At 59.7% G+C, this 2,348-nt stretch carries 1 protein-coding gene and 1 tRNA gene; both read right to left on the bottom strand.

The features are described 5' to 3' along the window. The coding region (locus ACEW8G_RS01960) for a hypothetical protein (RefSeq protein ID WP_373486770.1) at positions 1-1,286 on the bottom strand (1,286 nt) is incomplete at its 3' end. 707 nt (positions 1,287-1,993) lie between these two features. After that, positions 1,994-2,070 (bottom strand) — tRNA-Arg (locus ACEW8G_RS01965). Between the last annotated feature and the right edge of the window lie 278 nt (positions 2,071-2,348).

Here is a 2,348-nt window from a genome sequence, read left to right on the forward strand (position 1 = left end):
GTGCCGCGCACCAGCGTCGCCGTTTCGGCCTCACTCAGCGCGGCCTGCACAGCTTCGGGCAGTCGCTGAAGGCCCTCGAACATCAGCACCGCATCCTGCAGCCGCGCGATCAGCGCCAAATCCGCGACCGCTTCGACCACATCGCCTTTCAGCTCCGCCACCTGCACGCGCAACACCGGCGCGCCGTTTTGCACAAAGGCGGCGGCCACCTCATCGGCCCCGTGCTTGTCCTGACCACAAAGAAGCACGGGCGGATTCGGCAGCGCCAGATAGGCCGCGATCTGGTCCGACAGCGCCTGCTGCGGCGGCAGACCACGGCGCTGCAAACGCCAGCCCGACGCTGCCAGACGCCGCGCGCCGATCATCAGATCAAGCAAAGAGGGTGCGATACGAAATCCGGGCTGCGGCTGCGCACTTTCCAGCGGGCGGATCATCCGCAGCCGCGCAAATGTGCGCGGGCCTACCAGCACCGCATCAATATCGGCCCCAATCAGATCCCCCCCCAAGAGCCGCGCCAGCGTCGTGGCATTGGGCCTGCCCTGTGCGTAATCGTTCTGCATCAGACCAATGACCTGCGCATAGCGGTGGTCAAGATCCGGCGCCGCCGCGAGGCACAACAGCTTTAGCTCGGTCGCATCCAGCCCAAAATTACGGCGCAGGCGTGCCTGCCACATCGGTGCGGCCTCCAGCGCCTCGAAGCGGCGGCGCAAATCTTCCCGGCTTACCGCTTGCCCGCGTTCGAACCCGGCCTTGAGCACCTCTGCGTCATCGATTGCAGGCCCTGTCGGGCCGCGCGCGTCCGCATACTCGGCCATCGCCAGCGCAAAGACCCCATCGAGCCAGGCGATAACCGTTCCCAGACCCGAGGTCTGCGGGTCGCGGAACCCCGGCAGCGCAATGGCAGGCTGCTCGGACCCCTCCGCATCCAGCGTGATCACCCGCGGATGCGACGCCATCGAGACCATTCCGATGGCCGCACGCAAGCGGTCCCGATCGAACTGGCGCAAGGCGATCTGCACGTCGCGGCCTTCCTGAGCGATCAGGATCACCGCCACCGTGTCCGACTCGGGAAGAAGCGCGCGGGCCGCCTCTCCTGCGCGCGCTTCAAGGATGACAACCGTGGGGTGATCGCAGTTAAGAAAGTGCCTAGCCTCGGCTTCGGTGGCGATCTGGGTGAGATTCAGGTTGACCTCGCTGCGCAACATGACCGCGAGACCTTCGGCAAACATCTGTCTGCGGAACGGTCCGATAACGACCTCAATCTGTGTGACTGAAAGATGTGTCACGGGCCCCCCCGGATTCAATACCCGCCAAGACTGAAGCACCCCGCACCGCGGCGCATGCGCCAAACAGTCAAAAAGCGATCTGGTCCATTGGGCAGGGGCCTGCGCGCCAAATGGCATATCGGCGGGCGTCCCAAAGGCTACCGAAAAGCGCATGCCTTTTGGCAGGGGTCAAACGCGAATAGATTGACCCTGGAATCCAGACGCGAGATTCTGCAACATGAACAAAATTTGCACACCTCGAGATGCAACATATTGATTAGTTTCAAGTATCGTTCCAATCCATCATCGGGTCGCCTCTCATTCTAACATATTGTCTTATAGTAGATATTCTTCATTGGGCAAAATGCTGGCGGCGGATATGCCTACGCTGGATTACGGCGCAGTATGGCAGAATTTGCCCCTCTACGACGACACGCTGCACACACAGTGCACACGAAAATGTGGTCTGCCGCCATATCCCCTGCAGTGCCTGCCGGAACCAGCAGCTCCGTCTTTCTCGATGCGATACTTGGCGAGATGAAAGCAGGCGATGCAAGCAGGAACGCTGAAGTCATACGCCTTCGACCAGGAGTAAGCGCTAAAGATTCGATGGGTTATCGATGCAACTTTAGCTGACTGCTGCGATTGCACTGCTTACGCGACTTTCCCACGTAAGCACTAGGTCCAAAAATGCGCGGAAGAGTAAGTTATTGATTTATAGTGTTTTTTGGCGCACCCGAGAGGATTCGAACCTCTGGCCTCTGCCTTCGGAGGGCAGCGCTCTATCCAGCTGAGCTACGGGTGCATACCGTTCGCGAGATGCTTACGCCATGCTTACGCGAGAGTTTCGTCGGCATGAAGAGCAAACCCAACATTCGCTCAAACCGTTGTTTAGTCACTTCTTTCTTCCAACACAACCAAGCATTACCAGCCTTGACTTCTGCCTTCGGAGGGCGACGCTCTATCCAACTGAGCTACGGGTGCATCTCGCGACAGGAATTGCTCGAATCGCTTACGTGGTGCATATGCGGACTTCGACGTCAGGAAAACCCGCTTCATCGTCGCCCAACAACTCCTTGCTTT

Origin of the sequence: Blastomonas sp. (genome assembly GCF_041747255.1) — a bacterium.
GTDB lineage: Bacteria > Pseudomonadota > Alphaproteobacteria > Sphingomonadales > Sphingomonadaceae > Blastomonas.